The organism is Acidovorax sp. BLS4, assembly GCF_032929295.1.
Lineage (GTDB): Bacteria > Pseudomonadota > Gammaproteobacteria > Burkholderiales > Burkholderiaceae_C > Paracidovorax.
The window spans coordinates 3,716,335-3,736,336 of sequence record NZ_CP136797.1; the positions used below are offsets into that span (position 1 = coordinate 3,716,335).

The following is a 20,002-nucleotide window of genomic DNA, read 5'->3' on the forward strand; positions in this document are numbered from 1 at the left end:
TAACGATCTGGTTGAACGACGCTGTTCGACTCAGTTTGGCTGGACTGGTTGCACCGGTGCCTGAGGCGCTTTGAGGGGGTTACGGCTCCCCTGCTCCTTGAGTTCGATGACTCTCAAACCCTTCATTCGGTCACGCAAGTCTTCACTCACTTCCCGAATGTCGATATCAGTTCGCACCACACGCGGCGTGAGAACAACCAGCAGTTCCGTCCGATTGCTGGTGTTGCTATTGGTGCCAAACAAATTTCCGAGGACCGGAATATCCTGTAGCAAAGGAACGCCGACCTTACCAACTGTACTGTTGTCCTTGATCAGGCCACCCAGCACGATGGTTTCACCCGACCGCACAGCGACTTTGCTGCTGATCTGGCGCTGCAAAAATGCAGGCTGATTGTTGGCGTTGCTTCTGACAGCGCCCAAATCGGTCACCGTCTGATCCACCTGCATGTTCACGATGTTGCCAGCGTTCACGGACGGCGTGACAACGAGGTTGACGCCCGTGTCCTTGTATTGAACCGAGCTGGTGGACGCGTTTGCATTGTCCACAAAACTAACTGTCGTCGTGCTGACCGGCTCCTGGTTGCCGACATTGATGGATGCAGTGTGATTGTCCAGCACCATCAGCGATGGGCTGGAGATCACCTTCAAAAGGGATTTGTCAGCCAGGGCATTGAGCACAGCCTGCACGCCCGTTGAACTGCTGAGCACATAGGAGAAACCTTGAGATGCACCTCCCAGCAGGGTATCCCTGCTGACGGTGGTCGGATTGCGCCCGCTGATCAGCCCCTGCCCGGTGTATCCATTTCGACTGTTGTTGAACGACCATTGCAGGCCGTACTGGAGATCATCGTTCAAGGTCACTTCAATGATGCTGGCTTCGATCAGAACCTGTGTGGGGGGAAGATCCAGTCTCTTCAGCGCCGCTTCAATCTTTGAATACTCAGCGCGCGTCCCCCAGATGAGCACTGAATTGTTCAGTTCATCGGCCATCACCCGGACGCTGCCCAGGTTGGCACTCAGGGTGCCCTGCTGTTGCGTACCCTGTGAGTTGGTGTTGCGGTTGCCGAAAGCCCCGGTCCCGGAGCCGCTGGAGAAAGCACTCCCCGTCAGGCCCGAAGAGCGGACGCCGCTGCCGCCCATGTAACTGGACCCGCTGCTGCTGAAAGTGCTGCCAACGCCGCCGAATCCGCTTTGCGTCTGGCCGAAAGAGTTCCCCGTCGCGCTTCCAAATCCGGGTGCCACCCCGCTGTTGGCCACGTTCGATCCACCGGTCTGGCCCCCGAAAATCCCGCTGAGCACGCTCGCAAGGTGCTTGGCATTGACGTTCTGCACCTGGTAGATGAATAGCTGTGGCTCAGACCCGTTGTCGCTGGGCTGGTCCAACTTCTCGATCCAGCGGCGGGCTTCCTCCAAATAGGAAGCGCGTGGCGTGACCACCAGAATGCTGTTGAGCCGCTCGATGGGCATGATGCGCAGAGCGCCGAAGAGAGGATTGCCTTCCCCCAGCATGGCCTGCGCCGCGCTGGCCGCATTCGCCTGCGCAGCACCCGGTGTGCCTGCAGCGACGGCTCCCCCGACATTCGGGGAAGCCGCTGCAGCGCCACCGCCACTGACCAGACGCAGCGCGGTTTCCACTTCCTTGATCGACGCATGCTTCAAGGGGAACACCCCAACCGACATGCCTTTGAGCAGATCGATGTCAAAGGTGTTCACCAGATCGAGCCACCCTTCGGCCTGGGTGCGTGTGCCACTCAGAATCAGCAGATTGCGCACGTTGTCTACCCGCACGACGGCATCGGGGGGCATCATCGGCCGAAGAATGGATGCCATTTCACTCGCACCGATGTATTGCAGCGGCACGATGATGGCGCCCGAGCCCGGGGGCAACGGACCGTTGCCTACCTGGCGAACGGACCCACCAATGCTCCGCAATGCATCAGGCCGTCCGACGTGGTAGGTGCCGCGGGCATCGCGCAACATGGCGAGTCCGTTGGCCTGCAAAGAACTCTCCAGCAGGAAAACCGCCTGATCCGGTGCAATGGGCGTGCGTGTCGCCAAAGTCACCGTCCCGCTCAACGGCGGGTGAAGCACATAGTCCGTCTTGAGGATATCTCCCAAAATGGTACGCACGACCTCTGCCACCGGCGCCTCTTCGAAATTGAAGGACAACGGAGCGCCTTGTACGGCAGCCACCGGCTTGGCCGGGGCGATCACACGATCGTTTCCGATGATGAAACGCGGCTCCGATGCAGGAGGCTCGCCCTCTGCCAAAGGTTTGTTCGCCTTCTTCGACGCGGCATTGGCGGACGAATCAGACGCGGAGCTTGGCACCACTGCACCGCTCGACTCCGTGACGATGTTGCTGCTCCCGGTTGCGGGGGCGGACTGCTGCGACTGGGCTATGGCCAACTGACAAGTGGCCAGCGCAATAGCGGTGAGTGCGTGTCGGTAAGGGGTCATGACTGCTTGCCTGGAAACGGGGAGAAACGAACAGATAGGAAGAACGCTCATTAAGAACGACCGCCAAATGTTGCGCGAGGGGGGGCGGACCGGGCTGGAGGTTGCACCGCCCCTCGTCCGATCGATGTGGGAGCGCTGACCGGTGCAGCTGGAGCCATGCCGGTATACGAAGTAACAGCCGCACGAGGCAGCTGCAGGACACGGCTTTGGTCACCTTTGATGAAGGTGACATTGCGACCGTTGATGGACTGGAGCGTCCACCCTTCGATGTTGTCATTCAGACGTGCACGGCGGTGCTTGCCGGCCACTTCGATGATGATGCCGCCCGCACCATCGCCGACAAAGACGCCTGACAGGCGAGCGGTGCTGAGGTTGTCGACCTGCACTTCCTCGGCGGCCTTGGGCGGCGGAGGCGGTGGAGGCGGCCTGCGCGTGAAAGCAAACAATGGCCGATCCAGCATCGCAATGAACTGCCCGGTATCTGCGTTGGTCACCCCTGGCAAAGCGGGAAGCATGGCAGCGAAATCCGTTCGGTGAGGCGTTGGTTCTTGCCAATGCACATTGCGAACGCTTCCATCCGGCGCAACCCACATCCATGCCAGAAGGATCAGCAACGCTGCATTGGCCAGCAGCAGCAGATGCAAGGCATACCGCTTCATGTGCGCTCCCGCAATACGCTGAGGCCAAACTGCGCCGACAGCCGGGGAGCGACCTTGGGATCCGAGTTGGCATAGCCGCCTTGGAGCTGAATGTCCAGATCATTGATGACGATGATGGGCATTTGACTGGTCAGAACGGCCAGCGCGCTTTGCAGGGCCAGCATTTCGCCCTCGGTCCGCACCGTCAGCGGAATGCGATCAAAGCCCTTCTCGTCCTTGGCAGGCAGCACCTGGCTACTGATCACCTGCAAGCCCGCCGCACTGAAGATATCCCGGATCCGCTGCTGAGCCGCATTGCCAGTCTGGTTGGCATCCTGGGATGCCGGATAGATGTACTGCGTTCTTGCCGCATTGGCCTGCGCAAGCACGGCTTCAATATCCGTCCGCTGCGACTCCAGGCCCAGAAGCCTCGCATAGCGCGGCTCCATTTGCGCCAGTTGAGACTCGGCACCTTGGTGCTTTTCAGCGATGTACCAGCCCAACATGACCAGGGGGAGGATCGCCAGAGCCAGAGTACAGACGAGGATCAGCCCCTCACGGGATGAAATGCGTTTCATGGCTTGGTACGGTTCGCAGGCGAAGAAGCGGGCAATGCAGGTGCAGTGGTGGTACGGCCGCCGAATGTGGCGACCGATCCGCCAAAGGCAGCTCCACCAGCCGATGGAGAGGCACTGGCCGGCGGCGGTGCGACTGCGCTGGAGGATGAATTGGCGGGCAACGAAGCTGGGGCGACAGGCGCTCCGGCCACGCTAGCGCCCGAAGCAGCAGCGCTGGCAACACCCCCCGGGGCAAGGACCGGCATCGCGGCCCCAGTGGAGGCGACTGCGGCCTTGCCTGCGACTGCACTTCCCACCACCCCGAAAAACTGAGGATCCAGCGTGAATTCAATGGCAAACGTTTCCTTGGGGGAATTCCCCATCCGGGTGGCAGCAGATGGGGCACGGACCTCTCGCAACCCCGGCTCATTGCCCAGCACCTGCATCAGGGCGGCCGCATTTCCGGTCATTCCCACAATGGTCACTTTGGCGCCTTGCATGCGAAAACTCTGCAGATAGGTATCGTCCGGCAGCAGCTGGGTCAGTTTGTCCAGCACACGCAAAGGCTCGATGCGCGTGGCAAGCACTTCCGACAGCATTCCGAGCTTCTCTGCCGATTGCATGAGCGCATCCCGCTTGGCGACGACCGGAGCCGTGCGCTTGGCCGCATCCTGATAGCTCTGCGCCGCCTCGATCGCGCGCTCACGCAATTGGAGCGTAGGGGTCACCGCAATGACCATGGCCAGTACGGCCATCGAGAGCAAAAGCCCATAGCCCGCGCGCCTCCATCTCAGTGCATGCGCATGGCGCAAGCCTTCACCATAGCCACCAAGCACGATGGGGCGCTGTTGATTGCTGCGCACCCAGACTTCCGGGTTTGACACGCCGCCAAGGCGAGCGGCCTGGGAGGCGAGGTATTGGGCGACCTGCCTGCGAGACGCCAAGGCCAGCTCGATTCGGGAAGTGCCCGTGGAGCCTTCGATCAAGCGATAGCCCCACACCAGATCCGCCTCAGGAAAGGGACTGATGGCACGCACTTCCAAAGCACCGGCTTTGGCGATGTCCGATTCAGCCATGGGCGGCAAGGTCAGCGTCCTGCGAAGCACGAATTCTTCAGGCAGTTCAACGGCGGTGAAGCTGGCTTTGACCGGGCCCGCCACCTTGGACTGCTTTTCGTCCCCCAGCCAGAAAGAGAGGCCGTCCTCGGGATGGAGCAGCACGACCGGCGCGGACGGCGTCAGCCAGGAGAACAGCGGCCACGCATGCATGCCCTGCCAGGGGCTGCGGACATCACGCCAGAGCGCGTGCAAGTCGATTCCCAGGAAACGGGCATCGGAGGAAATGGAAGGCATGGGTGGCTCAGGAGTTTTTACGTATCACGGGCTCAACGCTTGAACTGGCACGGAAGGTCTGCCACGGCAAACCGCCCTTCGCACGTGCGTTGAAATCGATGCTGCGCGATACGCGCAACCAAACACCGTCCGGCATGGGAACCCTTGCCTGGATTCGCAGCCGCCGAACCGTCGAGTTATCCAAAAATGCGGCCTCCAGGGCCGTGGTATCGATGCCTTCAGCGCCGGCATCCCGGTCCGCTACGATGCGCATGGCGACTGCAGCGTTTCCTCCGGCAAGGACGGTCAGTACTTCCAAGGGCGCAGCCATCGGATTGACCAAGCCTCGCCCTCGAAGATCTGCAGTGATGAGCGGCGAAAGTCTAGCATAGAGGGTGTAGTCCACCCCGGGCACCTTGAGCAGGTCTTCTTCCGATTCAAAACGCTGCGGCACGCCGCGTGGATCGCGCCGCTCACGCATTTCCACTGTGGCTTGAGCGAGCCCCTGGGCCGCCTCTGCCGGCATTTCGCCGGCAACGGAAAAGAGCTTCGCCAGCAAGGCAACAGGCGCACCATTGATGTCGATCAAGCCGTTCAAAGGCATGGCCTGGACCTGCATCGTGACCCCGCGATAGTCGATCTGTGCCTGCCGGGTGCGGGCCAGGGGGGTGTTGCTGGCCACCAGCGCCTGCAATGCCAGTTGAATCGCCGCGTCGCCCAGCGCTTGGGCCTGGACGTTCTGGCGCGACAAGGACATGACGCGCGCCTCTTCCCTGATGGATCGTGTCAGGCCAGACACGATGATGGTGAGGGCTGCGACCATCCAGAGCACGGCCAACAGCGCCATGCCGCGCTGTTTCTTGTTACGGTGCTTACTTGGCTTGCGCTGATTCACGAGCGGCTCCCACCAAAAGTGGCTCCGTCGCTGGCCGGATCGCTGGATGGCAGAACGCGCATCGGAATGACGATGTCCGGCCAAACGCCTGCGGAGGTCCGGATCGCGATCGAAACCCGTTGAGGCAGCCGATCAACCGCCTTCCAGGGAGCGCCCCAGACAGGAGGCTCCTCGTTGGCGTCTTCGTACCGGAGTGAAAAGCCGGTCATCCCATCCACCAGCACGTAGCTGGCGGCCTGGCTCCAATCCGGCGCCACGCCTCCATCGATCCAAGGCAAGTACCGCAATACCAAAGCAGGCCCCGATGCCTGGTCCAGCACGCCCAATCGAAAATGGTAGCGCCCACCCGCACCGTAACGGGCTGGCATCACCCCCACCCAAGCCATCTCTTCGGGCAGCCCGATGAAAAAGTACGGGCTCTCGTCGATGGAGACGACCGCCGCCCGCTTTTGCAGAGACACCCGGCCCAGCACCGAGCGCAGAAACCCGTTGGCCACCCGCAGTTCATCGGTCCGCAGCATCCGGCGATCCACCCTCTCTTCCGTTTGTGCCGTGGTACGCAACGCGGACCCCAGGGCTAGCATCACGAGCGACAGCAAGGTGATGACCACCAGCAGTTCCACCAGCGTGAAGCCGCGCTGGCGCAGCGCCTTCGAGCCTTCAGGCCACCGCTTCATCATCCACGCCCCGGCTCGGGCGGCTTGCGCTGCGGCCGCAAGGTGCTCAGTTCGAAGTTGCGCAGGCGCACACCGTCCGACCAGGAAATGACGATGTTCACCTCGTGCAAAGGCGGAATGGCGGGCCCTTTTAACTCCGTCGCATAGGGCGCCGTGGTGATGCGCCACTGGTAGCCAGCGGACTCCCCCGACTGGTTCAAGCCCTGCTCGGGGATGGCGTCGCGCAGGGAGAGCAACGACTCGGCCAGCACCACCGCGCGTTGATACCGATCCACGTCCGCAACGCTGCGCGCGCTGCTGCCCATGGCGCGGTAAAGCATGCCAAGCGACAACGCCATGATGGCGAAGGCCACCAGTAACTCCAGCAAGGTCAAGCCCCGCTGTCGGCGATGCAAGCCGCGCGTCATCGGGTGAGGGCCTCTTGCGTCACGCGCCCGGACAGCCAGTCCACCCGCAGGCGAGTGCCGACTCCGGGCGCCCTCAGGATTTCGATGCTGCCGCCCGTGGCGCCGCCACCCGGAAGGAAGCGGATGGCCGCCTGGCTCTGCGCATTCAATTCAGTACCGGCCACGATGGCACGCAACTGCAGCGGCTGCGGCAACGGCTTCAAGGCGGAGTCGTTGCCATACATGCGATTCTTCAAGTCCACGGAGAAGCGGACCTCCCGCCCTTCCGCCATGGCGGTGACACGGGCGGCACGCATCTGGCTGATCATCGTGCGGACCGTGTCACGGTACTGCGCCGAATCCCGCAGCCGATCGAAAGCCAGCGGTGCCAAGCCGATCACGAGCGCCAGGATCGCGAACACGACCAGCAACTCGACCAGCGTAAAGCCGCGCTCGCGCCGCATGGCAGGACGCCTGGAGATGCAGGCGATCAGGGCGTGTTGCGGATGTCGGCCGCTTCGCCTTCACCGCCGGGGGCGCCATCGGAGCCAAGCGACAGGATCTCGATGCCGCCGTTCGGGCCCGGGTTGGCATAGCGGTAAGGATGGCCCCAGGGGTCAGAAGGCACGCCGCCTTTGAGGTAAGGGCCTGTCCAGCCGTTCACGGAGCCGGGGCGCTTCACCAGTGCCTCCAGGCCTTCTTCGGTCGAAGGGTAGCGGCCTACGTCGAGCTTGAACAACTCGAGCGACTTGTCCAGGTCGGCGATCTGCACACCGGCCGTCTTGGCCTTGGCGCCGCCCAGTTGGTTCAGCACACGGGGGCCGACCAAGCCGGCGAGCAGCGTCAGGATGGCCAGCACGACCAGCAATTCGATGAGGGTAAAGCCGCGGGCGGATTTGCGTTGCATAGGGGTGCCACAGGAGCGGCCAGCACGGGAATGCGCCATGGAAGAGGACTCCTTGGACAAACAAAAATTATACGGCGAGGTCATTGATGGACAGGATCCCGAGAAGGATGGAAACAATGATGGCGGCAATCAAAATACCCAGCACCAGAATGAGCACCGGCTCCACCAGCGTGAGAAGGCGTTTGATACCGGTTTCGACTTCGCGGTTCAATATATTGGACAGCTCGAGCATCATCTGACCGATGCGGCCGGTTTCCTCGCCCACCCGGATCAGGTTGATCGCCAGCGGTTCGAAGATGCCCGTCGCGGAAACGGCCTGGACAACCTTGCCCCCTTCTTTCACGATGGGAGCAACACGGGACAGGGCCTGCTGCAAGACCGTGTTGCTGACGGTTTCGGTCGCAATGTGCAGGGCCGTCAGCATGGGCACGCCATTGCCGAGCAAGGTGCCCAGGGAGCGCGAGAACAGCGTGAGCTGGTATTTCAGCGCCAGACGCCCCATGAGCGGTAGCTTCAGCAGCCGCGCCTGCCACCATTGGCGCCCGGCGGGAGAGGTCGCCCAGCGGCGCACCATCAACCCCAGGCCCAGCGCCACGATGCCGATGAACAGGCCGTAGCGCGTGAAGGCATGGCCCAGCGCCATGACGATCTGGGTCGGCATCGGGAGCGCATCGCCCATGTCGGTGAACAGCTTCTCGAACTGCGGCACGACGAAACCCAGCATGGCGATGAGCGACAGCACGGCCACGCCCAAAAGGATCGCGGGGTAGATGGTGGCGGAGATGACGCTGTCGCGCAGTGCACGCTGCCGCTCCATGTGCTCCACGAGCCGCTCCAGCACCGACGACATCTGGCCGCTGGCCTCGCCCGAGCGGATCATGTTGATGTAGAAATCGCCGAACAGCTCGCGGTGCTGCGACAAGGCGCGGCTGAGCGGCGTGCCGCCCTTGACCGCGTCCAGAATGCCTTGCAGCAGCTCGGCCATGCTGGGCTTGTAGCTCATGTCGATGAGCACGCGCAACGCGTTGTCCAGGGCCAGTCCGGCCCGCAGCATGATGGACAGCTCGGAGGTGAGCGCGAGCACATCGGCCGCCTTGACCGGCCCCTTGCCGCTGCGCCCCTTGGGCACGGCAGCGGCCCCGATGGCCTCATTGGCGGAGGCGGTGCCCATGGCACTGCTGGCGCCCGGACCGGCCGAAGCACCGATCGAGTCGCTGATGGTCAATGGCGTGAGGCCCTGCGCCCTCAGCTGCTTGAGCGCCTGGGCTTCGTTGATGGCCGTGAGCCGGCCCTCGGCCACCTTGCCCGAAGCGGCGGCGGCCCGCCAGACGTAATCAGGCATCGGCTTGGTCCTGCGTCACGCGGGCGAGCTCATCGAGCGTGGTCATGCCGGCGGCCACCTTGCGCAGCCCGTCCTCGTACAGGTTGAGCATGCCGCCCTGCGCCGCCAGCGCATTGAGCGCGTTGGCATCGCGGCCTTCGATGATGGCGCGGCGCATGGGCTCGTCCAGCACGAACAGTTCATGGATGCCGGTCCGGCCCCGGTAGCCGGAACCTCGGCAGTGCTCGCACCCCACGGCCCGGTAGATGGCCTGGCCGACGCCGCTGAAGCGCGCCAGGCCCGTGCTCTGGCGCACGTCCTCGCCCGGCTCGAAAGGCTCCTTGCACTGGCCGCACAGCGTGCGCACCAGGCGCTGGGCCAGCACGCCGTTGACGGCGGAGGTGATGAGGTAGCCCTCCACACCCATGTCCTTCATCCGGATCACGGCGCCGGCGGCCGTGTTCGTGTGCAGGGTGGAGAGCACCAGGTGCCCCGTGAGCGCCGATTGCACGGCGATCTGGGCGGTTTCGCCGTCCCGCATTTCGCCGATCATGATGATGTCGGGGTCCTGGCGCAGGATGGAGCGCAGCGCGTTGGCGAAGGTCAGGTTGATCTGCGGATGCACCTGGATCTGGTTGATGCCTTCCAGCTGGTACTCGACCGGGTCCTCCACCGTGATGATCTTGTTGGCCCCCGCATCGATCTTCGACAAGGCCGCATACAGCGTGGTCGTCTTGCCCGAACCCGTCGGGCCGGTGACCAGCAAGATGCCGTGGGGCCGTGCGAGCAGGCTGTTGAACCGCTCCAGGGTGTCCTTCTCGAAACCCATGGTTTCCAGCTGCAGGCGCACGCTCGCCCGGTCCAGCACCCGCATTACCACGCTTTCGCCGTGCACGGTGGGCACGGTGGACACCCGCAGATCGAGCTCGCGGCCCTTGACGCGCGTCTTGATGCGGCCGTCCTGCGGCAGGCGGCGCTCGGCAATGTCCAGGTGGGCCAGCAGCTTGACCCGCGAGTTCACGGCGGCGCTCAGGCGCGGCGGCACCAGTTCGCCCGCATGGATCACGCCGTCCACCCGGTAGCGAACGTGCAGTCCGTCGTCGAACGGCTCCAGGTGGATGTCCGAGGCGCGCAGATCGATCACACGGCCGATGATGGCGTTCACCAGGCGGATGACCGGCGCTTCGCTGGCCAGGTCCTTCAGATGCTCGACGAAGTCGCCGCCATCGGAGCCATCGCCGAAACCGTCGTCGGCCTCGTCGTCTTCGGCACCCTGCTCCACCACGGGCTCGGACAGGGCTTTCTCGATGTCGCTGTCCAGCGCCAGGTGCGGAACGATCACATGGCCCGTGGCCAGATGCAGCGCCTTGACGACGAACGCATCCTGCGGAACGGCCATTGCCACGTGCATGCGGCCTTCGCTGACCTGCAGCGGATACACGCTGTTGGCGTGCAGGAATTCCGGCAGCAGCCCCTCGACCTCGGGCATGAGTTCGGGAAACTCGCCAGCCGGCACGATGGATATCCCCAGCTGGCGCGACAGCGACTGGATCACGTCCAGCTCGGACACCAGCCCCAGCCGCACCAGCACGCGGCCCAGCAGTCCGCCCATTTCCTGCTGCGCGGAGAGGGCGCGCTCCAGGTCGCGGGCGCTCAGCTTGCCCGACTGGACAAGCAGCTCTCCCAGCGGAGGACGCGGCGCGGGCGTCGCGTCTGCCAGCGGTTCGATGCGGTCGGGAAGGGTATTCGTCGTCATGGAGGTGTGGGATGGCGCCGCGAGCGGCGTTGCGCGCCCTCGGGCGCGCGCAATGGGGCCCAAGTGTAGCCGCGACGGCCTGGGGCCCACTCCCGCCAAAGCCATGGCCTTTGCACACCCCGCGGGCCAGCCGGGCCTTCGCTTAAAGTCGCGGGCCTCCCCCGATCAATTGATGCGACTGCCCGCCCCGCCCATGCAAAACCCTCCCAGACGGACTGCCCTGCACGTTTCCATGGCCCTCGCGGCCCTGGGTGTTCTTCTGGCCGGTGCGGGCGGCCTGGCGCTGCTCCAGCCGCATGCGCCTGCGCATCCGCTCCGTGCGGATCGCCTGCTGCTGGCCCCGATGGTCAGCGTCATCGAGCCCTGCGTGCTCTCGCCCGAGACCCTGCCGGCCGCGATGCAGGACCTGGCCGAGCGCTGCCAGGGCCCGCAGGGCTCGGCCGCCGCGCTCATCGAATCCACATTGAAAACGCTGCAGCCCACGGAGCCGCCATCACCCCGTGAAGCCCTGGGCTACACCCTGCCCGTGCCGCTGCTGCGTCTTTTCCACCAGACGGCGGACGGGGACTGGCGCATCGACGACGAGAAAGTGGGGCGCCTGGTGCGCACGTTGCGCGACACGCCCCGGCCGGCGATCCTCTACCTGTTCTCCACGCATTTCTCAGCCCAGGCCCCGATCGAGGCCGCGCTGGCCGCCGACCCTGCCAACATGGGCCACACCCGGGATGGGGCATTGGGCACCGACGACTATTACGACTCCAAAGTCTTCAACTGGACGTTCGCCACCACCCGCAACACCCTGACGCAGCGGCGCGCACAGGCCATGCAGGCCGTGCTGGACGCGGCCTGCCAGCTGCCAGCGCAGGACCGCGCCAAGATCCGGGGCATCACGCTGCTGGGGGAACTGCACCACCTGTTTCCCAATTTCCAGGCGGGCATGGGCTTCGATGGCGCCTACCGGGTGACCGACTACAGCGCGGCCTCGGTCGAAGGGTTTAGGCACCACCTGCAGGCCGAATTCGGCCGCATCGAGGCGCTCAACCGTGCCGTGGGCGGCGACTACGCCGCGTTCTCCGAGGTGGAGCCCCCGTCCCGCGACATCCGCACCGAGCCGCTGCGCCGCTACACCGAGCACATCGATGCGTTCGCGCAGGGCAGCCTGCCCATTTCGGGCTGGGCGCATGTGGAAGGCGCCACCCCGGAGCACCCGGCCTGGATCCACATCTACCGCAACGGCCGCCTGGTGGGCAAGACCGCCGTGCGGCTGGGGCGGCAGGACGTGCTGGCGGCCAAGCCGGAGTTCGGAGACGCCAACACCGGCTGGCGCATGGACCTGGATTTCCGGCGCCTGCCGGCCGGGGTGCACCGGTTGGACATCTTCCTGGAAACGCGGCCGGGCGCCCTCACCCACCTGGGCCGCCGCGACGTGGCCATCATGGACCGGCAGCAGAGCACGCCACAGCCGCAGCCCCAGGCAGCGCTGCCGGCCAGCACGCCTGCCGGGCCCGGCGTGCAGGCGCACATCGACACGCCGCGGGACGCGTCCTCGTACTACTACAACCCGCTCGTGCCGCTGTGGCATGCCTTTCGCGCGAAGCAGGTGGTCGACTATCTGCGGTATTTCGATGGCGAGGTGGCACGCTCGTGCCTGGCGGACGTGCCCCGCTACACCCACCAGATCGTGCCGTTCACGAACCCGGGCTGGGACGAGAACAAGTTCGCGATCCAGGCATCGCTGCGGCCGCTGGGCTCCATCCGGCTGGGCGTGAGCCTGTACGGCGAGCCGACCTACGGGCATTCCTACTTCGACTGGCTGGGCCGCAGCGGCCACACCCGCTACGGCATCACCGAGTTCCATCCCTTGAAGGCGATGGACGCGGCCGCCCTGCAGCGCGTGTTCGATGCCCATGCAGAGCGGGGTGCGGACTTTCTCTCGTTCTTCGCCGAGCCGCGCTGGCATGGCACCCTGGTGCCCCGGGGGCACAACATGTTCTCGTTCGATCCGGACAACCCGAAGTTCGGCTCCGACCACCTGTACCGGGCCACGCAGCAGACGCTGGCGCCCAAGGGCCCGTGAGCCGCTGCGGACCGGGCCCTGCCCCGCACAGCCCGCCGCAGGCGTCAGTCAGTCAAACACCTCGGCCTGGTGGAGCGGCAGGCCCTTCATGTCCTTGGCGGACAGGCTGGGCTCGCCGTCGAAGCGCCAGTCGATCGCCAGGGCGGGATCGTTCCAGGCGATGCAGCGCTCATGCTCGGGGGCGTAGTAGTCGGTGGTCTTGTAGAGGAAATCCGCGCTCTCGCTGAGCACCACGAAGCCATGGCCGAAGCCGGGCGGCACCCACATCTGGCGCTGGTTTTCCTCGCTCAGCTCCTCGCCCGTCCATTGGCCGAACGTGGGCGAACTCTTGCGCAGGTCCACCGCCACGTCGAACACCGTGCCGCGCACCACGCGCACGAGCTTGCCCTGGGGCTGGCGCAACTGGTAATGCAGGCCCCGCAGCACGCCGCGGGCGCTGCGGCTGTGGTTGTCCTGCACGAACGCATGGCGCGTGCCGGTGGCCTCGTCGAAGGCACGCTGGTTGAAGCTCTCGAAGAAAAAGCCCCGGGCATCGCCGAACACCTTGGGTTCGAGGACGACGACATCGGGCAGGCGGGTGGGAATGACGTTCATGGAGGAATTGCCAACAACGAAAGAAAGAAGAAAACCGGCGGAAGAACGGGACACGCGCGACGGACGCCAGCCTGGCGCGGCGGCGCGCCGGGCCTGTTGCGATCCTCGCGCTACTCGCGCGGCTCCCGCAGCAGCCGCTGCAGGTACTGGCCGTAGCCGTTCTTGGCCAGGGGCTGCGCCAGCCGAGCCAGCTGGGCATCGTCGATGAAGCCGTTGCGCCAGGCGATTTCCTCGGGGCAGGCGATCTTCAGGCCCTGCCGGTGCTCCAGCGTCGCGATGAACTGCCCGGCTTCCAGCAGGCTTTCATGCGTGCCGGTGTCGAGCCAGGCATAGCCACGGCCCATGATCTCGACGTGCAGCGCGTCCTGCTCCAGGTAGAGGCGGTTCAGGTCGGTGATTTCGAGTTCGCCCCGGGCGGACGGCTTCAGGCGCTTGGCCAGTTCCACCACCTGCGCGTCGTAGAAGTACAGGCCGGTCACGGCATAGCTGGACTTCGGGGCCTTGGGCTTTTCCTCGATGGACAGCACCTTGCCGCGGGCATCGAACTCGGCCACGCCGTAACGCTCGGGGTCCTGCACGTGGTAGGCGAAGACGCTGGCCCCCTCCTCGCGCTGCAGCGCGCTGCGAAGCAGGTCCTCGAAATCGTGCCCGTGGAAGATGTTGTCGCCCAGCACCAGGGCGCTCGGGCTGCCCGCCAGGAATTCCTCGCCGATGAGAAACGCCTGGGCCAGCCCATCGGGGCTGGGCTGCACGGCGTAGCGCAATTGAATGCCCCACTGGCTGCCGTCGCCGAGCAACTGCTCGAAGCGCGGGGTGTCCTGGGGCGTGCTGATGACCAGGATCTCCCGGATGCCCGCCAGCATCAGCGTGCTGAGCGGGTAATAGATCATGGGTTTGTCGTACACCGGCAGCAATTGCTTGCTGATGGCGAGCGTGGCCGGGTGCAGGCGGGTGCCCGAACCTCCGGCGAGGATGATGCCCTTGCGTGCGGTCATGTGGTGCTCTCTCTGCCCTGGGTGCTAAAGGATTTCGGCCAGCATGCGCGAGACGCCCGCCTGCCAATGCGGCAGAACGAGGCCGAACGTGGATTGCAGCCGGCGGGTGTCGAGCCGCGAATTGTGCGGGCGCACGGCCGGCGTGGGAAACGCGCTCGTCGGCACGGCCGCCACGTCGTTAGCTACTATTTTTATAGCATTACCCCCTAGTACCGATTGCGCCAGGACGTATTTTGCATAGGCATGCCAGTTGGTCTCGCCCCCGGCCACCAGGTGGTAGAGCCCGGCATCCTCGGGGCGCCGCTCCAAGTGGCGCAGGGCATGCGCCGTGACGTCGGCGATCAGGTCGGCGCCGGTGGGGGCGCCCCACTGGTCGTCGATGACCGTCAGGCGCTCGCGCTCCTGGGCCAGGCGCAGCATGGTCTTGGCGAAGTTGCCGCCGCGGGCGGCGTAGACCCAGCTGGTGCGCAGGATGAGGTGGCGGGCCCCGCTCTGCTGGATGAGCCGCTCTCCCTCGAGCTTGGTGCGGCCATAGACGGACAGCGGCGCCGGCGTGTCGGTCTCCACCCAGGGGCGGTCGCCACTGCCGTCGAAGACATAGTCGGTGCTGTAGTGCACCAGCCAGGCCCCGCTGCGTGCGGCCTCCTCGGCCAGGACGCCCGGCGTGGTGGCGTTGAGCGTGCGTGCGAACTCCGGCTCGCTCTCGGCCTTGTCCACGGCCGTATGGGCGGCCGCATTCACGATGACGTCCGGGCGCAGCGCGCGCACAGTGTCCACGATGCCGGCGGGATCGGAGAAGTTGCCGCAATGGTCGGTGCTGTCGTGGTCGAGCGCCGTCACGGTGCCCAGCACCGACAGGCTGCGCTGCAGCTCCCAGCCGACCTGGCCACCCTTGCCGAAAAGCAGGATGTTCATGCGCTGGTCGCCATGGCGTTCGGTGCCGCAGCCGCTGCGCCGGGCACGGCCTGGTACTGCGTCTGCACCCATTCGCGGTAGGCGCCGCTGGTCACGGCCGCCACCCACTCGGGGTTTTCGAGGTACCACTGCACCGTCTTGCGGATGCCCGTCTCGAAGGTTTCGGCGGGCTTCCAGCCCAGTTCGCGCTCGATCTTGCGGGCGTCGATGGCATAGCGCCGGTCGTGGCCCGGGCGGTCCTGCACGTAGTGGATCTGCGCGGCGTAGCTCTGGCCGTCGGCGCGCGGGCGCAGTTCGTCGAGCAGGGCGCACACCGTGCGCACGATCTCGATGTTGGGCTTTTCGTTCCAGCCACCCACGTTGTAGGTTTCGCCCAGAGCGCCGCCTTGCAGCACGCGGCGGATGGCGCTGCAGTGGTCCTTGACGTAGAGCCAGTCGCGGATCTGCATGCCGTCGCCGTACACCGGCAGCGGCTTGCCCGCCAGGGCGTTCACGATCATCAGCGGAATGAGCTTTTCCGGAAAGTGGTACGGCCCGTAGTTGTTGCTGCAGTTGGTGGTGAGCACCGGCAGGCCGTAGGTGTGGTGCCAGGCGCGCACTAGGTGGTCGCTGGCGGCCTTGCTGGCCGAATAGGGGCTGTTGGGCTCGTAGGCATCCGTTTCGGCGAAGGCCGGATCGCTGGCCGACAGCGTGCCGTACACCTCGTCGGTGGAGACGTGCAGGAAGCGGAACGCGGCCTTCTCGCCCTCCGGCAACGCCAGCCAGTGGTGCCGTGCGGCCTCCAGCAGGCGGAAGGTGCCGACCACGTTGGTCTGGATGAAGTCCTCCGGCCCGTGGATGGAGCGGTCCACATGCGACTCGGCGGCGAAGTTGACGATGGCGCGGGGCTTGTGCTCGGCCAGCAACCTGGCCAGCAGGGCCGTGTCGCCGATGTCGCCTTGCACGAAGACATGCCGGGGATCGCCCTGCGCGCTCGCCAGGTTCTGCAGGTTGCCTGCGTAGGTGAGCTTGTCCAGGTTGACCACGGGCTCGTCGCCCGAAGCCAGCCAGTCCAGAACGAAGTTGGCGCCGATGAAGCCTGCGCCGCCGGTGACAAGAATCATGGGATGGGGGGTCGCGCGAAGGCGCCGCTGTGTCAAAGCGGCGGATTATCCCATCGCGTGCCGGGGCCCTGTTACGAGCCGCAGCGGGCCCGCCGCGCCGTTTAGGGGGCGCACACTACCCACGGCGCGCGCAGCGCACGTAAAGTCTCGAGCGATGCCGCCGCAAACCACCCGGTCCGCGCGGCGCCGTTGCACCACTTGCCCCAAGGAAAGCCATCCATGTCCCGATCCACCAAAAACCCCGACGCACCGGACGACGCCGACCCGGCCGGCAGCGGCCCGTTTTACGGCAGCAAGGCGCGCGACTCCGCGCAGCAGATCTGGCAGGCGGGCCTGGGCGCATTCGCCAAGGCGCAGCAGGAAGGCAGCAAGGTGTTCGAGGCGCTGGTCAAGGAAGGCGCGGCCATGCAGCGCAAGGGCCAGTCCACCGCCCAGGAGCGCCTGTCCGAAGCGGCCGAACGCATGACCAGCGCGGCCAGCGAATTCGGCACGCGCGCGGCGGGCCAGTGGGACAAGCTGGAAACCATCTTCGAAGACCGCGTGGCCAAGGCGCTCGCCCGGCTGGGCGTGCCCACCGCGCGCGAGGTGCAGGCGCTGCACGAGCGCATCGATGCGCTCACCCGGGCCCTGGAGGCCGCCACCCAGGCACAGGCCGCCCCCCGCCCCGCCGCCAAGCGCGGCGCGGCCAAGCCGCCCACCGGCCGCGCCACGGCCGCCCGCAAGACCGCCGCCGCGGCGCGCCCCAGGGCCCCCAAACCGCCGGCCGACTGACGATCCGGGCGGTGCGGCCGCCCTGCAGGAAGCGGGCATTCCAAAGGATTGCCTATTCCTTGCATGATGCACTGCAACACCGTGCGGACGGACCACCTCGGTTAGAGTGGGTGAAAGAGACAACCACCCACGCACCGGGAGGCCGCCGATATGGTGAAAAAAGCGCCGCGCCGCACTGCCGAGCGCATTCTGGAATCCACGCTGGAGCTGTTCAACCGCTTTGGCGAGCCCAACGTGTCGACGACCGCGATCTCCGCCGAGCTGGGCATCAGCCCGGGCAATCTCTACTACCACTACCCGGCCAAGGACGAGCTGGTCAACGTGCTGTTCTCGCGCTACGAGGCGGCGCTGAACGAGCTTCTGGATGCGGCCGACAGCGTGCGCGACGTGGAAGACGCCTGGTTCTTCCTGCACACGCTGTTCGAGCTGATCTGGCAGTACCGCTTCCTGTACCGCGACCTGAACGACCTGCTGTCCCGCAACCGCCGCCTGGAGACCCACTTCCAGACCCTGCTCGGGCGCAAGACCCAGGCCCTGCGCACGCTGCTGGGCGGCATGGAGCGCACCGGCGCCCTGCACCTGGGCACCCGCGATGCCGGCTCCATGGCCACCAGCATGGTGGTGGTGCTGACCTACTGGCTCAGCTTCGAATACGTGAGCGATCCGCGGCACGCCCTGGAGCCCGAGAGCGCGCAGAGCGCCCTGCTGCGGGGCGCGCACCATGTGCTGGACCTGCTCATGCCCTACCTGGAAGACAGCCAGCGCGAGCACCTGCAGGCGCTGAGCGGCGCCTACAGCACCCAGGCCCTGGCCGCCTGACCGACCCACCCCCACCCCGAGGAGACGCACCGTGAAGCCCTGGACGCCCTTCCCGTACTCCGACGCCTACCCCTTCACCGCCGCTTCGGTGCGCAGCCAATGGAAGCGCCTGCATGCGGGCGATGCCGAGCCCTGTCCGGACGATGCCGCCGTGCTCGACGCCTGGGTGCTCTTTCACCGCGGCGCCTTCGAGGAGGCGGCCCGCGCCGGGCTGGCGGCCGGCGGTGCCGGCATCACCGTGGCCAACAAGGCCACCATCGTCTATGCAAATTACCTGGAGCCGCACGAGGACCGGCGCCTGGCGCTGCTGACCGAGGCGGCCGAGCGGGCCAGCGAGCAGATGCGGGCAGAGCCCACCAACCCCAACGCCTGGTTCTGGCATGCCTACGCCATCGGCCGCTACAGCCAGGGGATCAGCGTGGCCAAGGCCATGGCGCAAGGCCTGGGCAGCCGCGTGCGCAAGACGCTGGAGCAGGCCATCGTGCTGTCGCCCATCCATGCCGATGCGCGGCTGGCGCTGGCCGTGTTCCATGCCGAGATCATCGACAAGGTCGGCGAGATGGTGGGCAGCATGACCTATGGCGCCCGCAAGGCCAGCAGCCTGCGGCTTTTCGAGGAGGCCTTCGCCATCAACCCGGACTCGGTGATCGGCAAGATCGAATACGCCAACGCGCTGCTCATCCTGGAAGGCGACCAGCGCATGGGCGACGCCACGCGCCTGTACGAGGAAGTCGCCACCACCCAGCCCGCCGACGCGCTGGAGCGGCTGGGCGTGGAACTGGCCCAGACCGAACTGGCCGAAGGCTAGCCCCCGCCTTTCAGCGGCGGTCCCGGCCCTCGTCCCGCTCCGCGGCGGTTTTTGCGAAGCGCTGCTCGGCGATGGCCAGCAGGCCGTCGAAGATCAGGTTCTCGACCAGGTCGAACGGCCGGGTCATGCTGGGCGCCATCTTCCAGCCCGCACCGCCGGTCATCATGCAGGCGGGCGCTTCGCCGCAGTGCTGCGTGATGTGCTGCACCATGCGCTCGACCGCGCCGGCGATGGCGTAGGTGCCGCCGCTCGTGAGCGCATCGCTCGTGTTGGTGGGAAACAGGCTCACCTCGCCCGTGGGCACATGCAGGCCCGCCGTGCCGGATTCGAGCGCCCGCAGCATGATCCCGTGGCCGGGCAGGATCAGCCCGCCCAGGAAGCGGCCCTGCGCGTCGATCGCCTCGACCGTCACGGCCGTGCCGACCATCACCACGATCAGCGGGCGCGCCGGGCCCTGCGACAGCAGGCGATGGCGCGCGCCGATCATGGCCACCCAGCGGTCCGAGCCCAGGCGCGTGGGATGGTCGTAGCCATTGACCAGGCCGGCCTCCTGCGCGGACGACACCACCCACTGCGGCAGCACGTCCCACAGCTCCATCTGCTCCATCACGCGGCGGCGCACGGCGTCGCCCGCCACCACGCAGCCCAGCATGCGCTCGGGCACGGGAAGCCCGGCCCACGAGCTTTCCGCCAGCCGTTCGATGTTGTCCAGGAATTCAGCGCCGTGGGCGAGCACTGCGGCGCCCGGCTGGGGAGCGTCGTACATCGCCCATTTGAGGCGGGTGTTGCCGACGTCGATGGCCAGAAAAGTCATGCGGGATTATCACGAGTTTTACAAATCGCCTTGACGCGCATGTTTACCCGCACGCGACACGCGGACTCTGCGGCGCCGGCTCGCGGATATCGCGGCACGCGGCACCGCTGGCGGGAGCCGCCTGGCCCTTCGGGCGGCTGTCCGACACGGGCCGGACTGGCGATGGCGCTACAGTGGC

At 66.0% G+C, this 20,002-nt stretch carries 20 protein-coding genes; 4 read left to right on the forward strand and 16 right to left on the reverse strand.

Annotated elements, in window-relative coordinates:
- Positions 1-30 precede the first annotated feature (30 nt).
- Genes gspD through R1Z03_RS17150 form a run of 11 tightly spaced genes read right to left on the reverse strand, consistent with a single transcriptional unit; the run spans position 31 to position 10,928 of the window.
- Positions 31-2,460, reverse strand: a complete 2,430-nt coding sequence (gene gspD / locus R1Z03_RS17100; RefSeq protein WP_317353172.1) for a type II secretion system secretin GspD — start codon at positions 2,458-2,460, stop codon at positions 31-33.
- A 50-nt stretch (positions 2,461-2,510) separates the two neighbouring features.
- The gene (locus tag R1Z03_RS17105) at positions 2,511-3,119 is read right to left on the reverse strand and encodes a hypothetical protein (protein WP_272565169.1); all 609 of its coding nucleotides are present in this window, start codon (positions 3,117-3,119) and stop codon (positions 2,511-2,513) included.
- Positions 3,116-3,676, reverse strand: a complete 561-nt coding sequence (gspM, locus tag R1Z03_RS17110) for a type II secretion system protein GspM (RefSeq protein ID WP_284404909.1) — start codon at positions 3,674-3,676, stop codon at positions 3,116-3,118. The genes R1Z03_RS17105 and gspM overlap by 4 nt, the downstream gene beginning before the upstream one ends.
- The gene (locus R1Z03_RS17115; protein ID WP_317353176.1) at positions 3,673-5,007 is read right to left on the reverse strand and encodes a PilN domain-containing protein; all 1,335 of its coding nucleotides are present in this window, start codon (positions 5,005-5,007) and stop codon (positions 3,673-3,675) included. Before R1Z03_RS17115 ends, gspM begins: the two co-directional genes overlap by 4 nt.
- 7 nt (positions 5,008-5,014) lie before the next feature.
- The gene (locus R1Z03_RS17120; RefSeq protein WP_284429715.1) at positions 5,015-5,881 is read right to left on the reverse strand and encodes a general secretion pathway protein GspK; all 867 of its coding nucleotides are present in this window, start codon (positions 5,879-5,881) and stop codon (positions 5,015-5,017) included.
- Positions 5,878-6,561, reverse strand: a complete 684-nt coding sequence (locus R1Z03_RS17125; RefSeq protein WP_317353180.1) for a prepilin-type N-terminal cleavage/methylation domain-containing protein — start codon at positions 6,559-6,561, stop codon at positions 5,878-5,880. Before R1Z03_RS17125 ends, R1Z03_RS17120 begins: the two co-directional genes overlap by 4 nt.
- Positions 6,558-6,965 carry a prepilin-type N-terminal cleavage/methylation domain-containing protein gene (locus tag R1Z03_RS17130; protein ID WP_317353181.1) on the reverse strand — a complete coding sequence of 136 codons (408 nt, stop codon included), beginning with the start codon at positions 6,963-6,965 and terminating at the stop codon, positions 6,558-6,560. Before R1Z03_RS17130 ends, R1Z03_RS17125 begins: the two co-directional genes overlap by 4 nt.
- Positions 6,962-7,408, reverse strand: coding sequence for a GspH/FimT family pseudopilin (locus tag R1Z03_RS17135; RefSeq protein ID WP_284413849.1), 447 nt, complete (start codon positions 7,406-7,408; stop codon positions 6,962-6,964). Before R1Z03_RS17135 ends, R1Z03_RS17130 begins: the two co-directional genes overlap by 4 nt.
- Positions 7,409-7,434: 26 nt before the next feature.
- Entirely contained in the window at positions 7,435-7,890 is a 456-nt protein-coding gene (gene gspG, locus R1Z03_RS17140; RefSeq protein WP_092745333.1) for a type II secretion system major pseudopilin GspG, read from the reverse strand.
- 28 nt (positions 7,891-7,918) lie between these two features.
- Complete coding sequence (locus R1Z03_RS17145; RefSeq protein WP_317353184.1) at positions 7,919-9,193, reverse strand: type II secretion system F family protein; 1,275 nt, start codon at positions 9,191-9,193, stop codon at positions 7,919-7,921.
- The gene (locus tag R1Z03_RS17150; RefSeq protein ID WP_284413851.1) at positions 9,186-10,928 is read right to left on the reverse strand and encodes a GspE/PulE family protein; all 1,743 of its coding nucleotides are present in this window, start codon (positions 10,926-10,928) and stop codon (positions 9,186-9,188) included. Before R1Z03_RS17150 ends, R1Z03_RS17145 begins: the two co-directional genes overlap by 8 nt.
- A 232-nt stretch (positions 10,929-11,160) precedes the next feature.
- Here R1Z03_RS17150 and R1Z03_RS17155 point away from each other — a divergent pair, with 232 nt between their 5' ends.
- A complete protein-coding gene (locus R1Z03_RS17155; protein WP_317353189.1) occupies positions 11,161-13,005 on the forward strand; it encodes a hypothetical protein in 1,845 nt (614 codons plus the stop codon).
- Positions 13,006-13,053: 48 nt separating this feature from the next.
- On the opposite strand, the gene rfbC is transcribed toward R1Z03_RS17155, so the two are convergent.
- The 4 genes from rfbC to rfbB all read right to left on the reverse strand — a co-directional run bounded on the left by rfbC (position 13,054) and on the right by rfbB (position 16,612).
- Entirely contained in the window at positions 13,054-13,599 is a 546-nt protein-coding gene (rfbC, locus tag R1Z03_RS17160) for a dTDP-4-dehydrorhamnose 3,5-epimerase (protein WP_284425344.1), read from the reverse strand.
- A 110-nt stretch (positions 13,600-13,709) separates the two neighbouring features.
- Positions 13,710-14,594 carry a glucose-1-phosphate thymidylyltransferase RfbA gene (rfbA, locus tag R1Z03_RS17165; protein ID WP_272565182.1) on the reverse strand — a complete coding sequence of 295 codons (885 nt, stop codon included), beginning with the start codon at positions 14,592-14,594 and terminating at the stop codon, positions 13,710-13,712.
- Positions 14,595-14,618: 24 nt separating this feature from the next.
- A complete protein-coding gene (rfbD, locus tag R1Z03_RS17170; RefSeq protein WP_317353196.1) occupies positions 14,619-15,509 on the reverse strand; it encodes a dTDP-4-dehydrorhamnose reductase in 891 nt (296 codons plus the stop codon).
- Positions 15,506-16,612, reverse strand: a complete 1,107-nt coding sequence (gene rfbB / locus R1Z03_RS17175; RefSeq protein ID WP_317353199.1) for a dTDP-glucose 4,6-dehydratase — start codon at positions 16,610-16,612, stop codon at positions 15,506-15,508. The genes rfbD and rfbB overlap by 4 nt, the downstream gene beginning before the upstream one ends.
- Positions 16,613-16,831: 219 nt before the next feature.
- Between rfbB and R1Z03_RS17180 the strand changes: the two genes are divergently transcribed.
- From R1Z03_RS17180 to R1Z03_RS17190, 3 genes are all read left to right on the forward strand, one after another.
- The gene (locus tag R1Z03_RS17180; protein WP_317353202.1) at positions 16,832-17,383 is read left to right on the forward strand and encodes a phasin family protein; all 552 of its coding nucleotides are present in this window, start codon (positions 16,832-16,834) and stop codon (positions 17,381-17,383) included.
- 150 nt (positions 17,384-17,533) lie between these two features.
- A complete protein-coding gene (locus R1Z03_RS17185) occupies positions 17,534-18,202 on the forward strand; it encodes a TetR/AcrR family transcriptional regulator (RefSeq protein WP_284429708.1) in 669 nt (222 codons plus the stop codon).
- Between the two features lie 31 nt (positions 18,203-18,233).
- Complete coding sequence (locus R1Z03_RS17190) at positions 18,234-19,010, forward strand: hypothetical protein (RefSeq protein ID WP_284398069.1); 777 nt, start codon at positions 18,234-18,236, stop codon at positions 19,008-19,010.
- A gap of 10 nt (positions 19,011-19,020) precedes the next feature.
- On the opposite strand, the gene R1Z03_RS17195 is transcribed toward R1Z03_RS17190, so the two are convergent.
- Entirely contained in the window at positions 19,021-19,824 is an 804-nt protein-coding gene (locus R1Z03_RS17195) for a type III pantothenate kinase (protein WP_284429707.1), read from the reverse strand.
- Positions 19,825-20,002 lie beyond the last annotated feature (178 nt).